This is a genomic window from Sphingobium sp. D43FB (assembly GCF_002312805.1).
Taxonomy (GTDB): domain Bacteria; phylum Pseudomonadota; class Alphaproteobacteria; order Sphingomonadales; family Sphingomonadaceae; genus Sphingobium.
This window is the reverse complement of record NZ_NMUA01000094.1, coordinates 1-2,797: the sequence shown is the minus strand read 5'-3', so window position 1 is coordinate 2,797 and position 2,797 is coordinate 1. Positions and strand designations below refer to the sequence as shown.

Sequence of the window (2,797 nt, the reverse complement as noted above, 5' to 3'; positions counted from 1 at the left end):
GCCCGCTGCTCCACCACCATACGAACCGCCCGCTCGCGGACTTCAGGTGAAAATTTGTTGGTTGTCTTGCTCATAACGGATGCTCCTTCTCACAAGTTGGAGCCTCCTGGAAACCCGGGGCGCTTCACTTGCGCCAAAGCGCGCCGCTGTTCGTCTGTCAGCGACTGCTCGGCCGCGAGTGCCGCTTCCCAGTCTCGTTCCAGCGTCCGGGCAACCAAGCGGTTATCTGGATCTACCGCTTCGTAACGGCGGCGCGCGAGCGCAGTTTCATATCTCGCACGTTCAAGCCGCGTTTTCCATTGGTCGTGGAGTTGTCGGCGTTCCAGTTCAATATCCTCGGACGCTTGCAGGCTTACCTCTATTGCAGCCGGCGATAGGGCTTCAAGGATTAGCGTGGAGGTCAGCCTGTCGACCGGCCACGCACTGATCGACTGGCATCGTGCTTCCCCATAGGTCGTGGCGAGTTGATGGCAGACATAGCGAGCCTCGCGTCCGTCGTCGGTATAGGTCGTAAACATCCGCCGTCCGCAGAGCCCGCATGAGATGAGGCCGCCAAGCAGGGCCGCGCCGCCGCGCGGAACACCCGTGTGTCGGGAGCGGTTCATGGCCATTTGCCGCTGGTTCCTCTCAAAGTGGCTCCAGTCTATATACGCCGGCAACGCATCTTGGTGGAGTACCATCCATTTCTGCGGATCACGTAGATAAGATCGACCACTATGCGGCTTACCCGGAAGCCGGCGACGGCCATCATAGTGGCGACGCCCAAAGGCGTAGGCGCCAGCATAGGCCGGATGGCGCAACATGTCCGATAGCGTCGCGCGATTGGGACGATTCCAGCAGACATCTCCCTTGTTCGGCCCGCTCCGCACGCGATCAGGCAATTGCAGGTCATGGTCGACGAGATAACGCAGCACACCGCTGACCGATCGCCGCCGCTCGAAGACAGCGAAGACCAAGCGGATTGCGCGCTGCACTCCCTCATCTGGATCCAGTGCGACCTCGCCCGAAGGCTTCAGCACGTAGCCACGCGGAAGGCCCAAAAAGAGTTCGCCACGACGGGCCTTGGCACATCGGCCTTCGTGCATGCGGGCCTTGAGGATGTGAAGCTCCGCCTCGCTCATCGTTCCCTTAAGCCCAAGCAGAAGGCGATCATTGTAAGTGCCGGGATCATAAATACCATCGGCATCGCCAATGAGCGTGTCGAACAGAGCGCACATTTCGAGCAGTTGGTGCCAGTCGCAGCATGATCGTGCCAAGCGCGACACTTCGATCCCAAGAACCAACCCAACATGGCCGAGCCCCACTTCCGCGACAAGCCGCTGGAAGCCCGGCCGGTCTAGCGCCGAGGATCCGGAACGTCCAAGGTCATCATCGATGATGGTCACCTGCTCGCGCCGCCAGCCGAGCCCACAAGCTCGATCAGCAAGGCCATATTGCAAGCGGGTCGACTCTCTGTTTTCTACTACCTGCCGCGGCGTCGACTGACGGACATAAACGACGGCCTGCCGCTCTTGATGGCGCGGCAGGACCTTTTCAGGCAGCGCCCTGGTGAGTTCCATTGTCATGGCTTGCCTCCCGCGGGAGCGATAGCTGTCGCTGGATCAGCTCCCCCAAAATGACCACAAGCCGCCGGCGTCGATCCGTCGGCAGATCTGTCCAATGGATGTTCTTCCGATATGACATCGCCATGCCTCGCAATCCAACGGGCCAAGCTCAAAAGCGCGCCATGGCCCACCTGCGGCACTAAATGAACCTGTGACTCAGAGGTTCCAACGCCATGCCTTCTCGATCGGATTGAAGTCGGGCGAGTATGGCGGGAGGAAAAGCATCTGCGCGCCTGCCGCCTCAATGGCTTCCCGAGCAGCAGCGCTTTTGTGGACGGGGAGATTGTCGAGGATCACGACGTCGCCCTGTCGCAGCGTCGGCACAAGTATCTGCTCGACATAGGCAACGAACCATTCGCCTGTCATAGGCCTATCCAGGACCATGGGTGCGGTCATACCGGACAGTCGCAGCGCTCCTGTAAACGTCGTCGTCTTCCAATGGCCATGCGGGATCGGTGAACGACATCGCGCGCCGCGTTTTGCGCGACCGCGCACACGAGCCATCTTCGTCGAAGCGCCAGTCTCGTCGATGAAAACGAGATGTTCGGGGTCAAGATCAGGCTGGGCGTCGAACCAGGCCTGACGCCGCATGGCAACGTCGTGCCGCTCCTGCTCGTTGGCGTGCGCCGTTTTTTTTGAACGTCATCGCGTGACGGTCCAGAAAGCGCCAGATCGTGCTTGCCGCAAAAATGGCGCCATGATCCGTTCGGAGCATCGCTGCTATCTCCACCAGGGTGATGTCCACCTGATCCTCAACTGCCATCAGTACGCCGTGCGATAGGCTTCAATGCGTTGTGACCGCCGGTCACCGCCCTGCGGCTTTGCTCGAGCTGACCCCGTCTCCCGCCACTCGCGCACCCAACGGATCGCACTGGCCGTGCCGACACCAACCCGCTCCGCCGCCGCCCGCCGCGACAATCCTGCATCAACGGCTGCAATCACGCGAAATCGAAGATCGTCAGATATGGATTTCGTCATGCCACGCCGACCTCCCCTCGGCCGACACGATGATCAGACTTCCAACTGAAAGGGAATCCCCCAGCGACTCTGTCAGGTCGGATTATGCTCTAGTGGATTGATCGGAACGAATGAGTCCGTTGGGGGATTCCCATGCTGTCTGCGCCGTGCGACGATGCAGCATGCGAACGGGTATCGAGATCGAGGTCACTGCACCGGACACGAAGCGGCTTGAG

The 2,797-nt window shown here is 60.5% G+C and carries 3 protein-coding genes; all 3 read right to left on the bottom strand.

Annotated elements, in window-relative coordinates:
• Positions 1–89: 89 nt before the first annotated feature.
• The 3 genes from SxD43FB_RS23215 to SxD43FB_RS23205 all read right to left on the bottom strand — a co-directional run bounded on the left by SxD43FB_RS23215 (position 90) and on the right by SxD43FB_RS23205 (position 2,582).
• Positions 90–1,565: a recombinase family protein gene (locus SxD43FB_RS23215; protein WP_255245882.1), complete on the bottom strand. Its 1,476-nt coding sequence runs from the start codon at positions 1,563–1,565 to the stop codon at positions 90–92.
• A gap of 195 nt (positions 1,566–1,760) precedes the next feature.
• Complete coding sequence (locus tag SxD43FB_RS25460; protein WP_096064127.1) at positions 1,761–2,195, bottom strand: IS630 family transposase; 435 nt, start codon at positions 2,193–2,195, stop codon at positions 1,761–1,763.
• Positions 2,196–2,366: 171 nt separating this feature from the next.
• Entirely contained in the window at positions 2,367–2,582 is a 216-nt protein-coding gene (locus SxD43FB_RS23205) for a helix-turn-helix domain-containing protein (RefSeq protein ID WP_096064126.1), read from the bottom strand.
• Positions 2,583–2,797 lie beyond the last annotated feature (215 nt).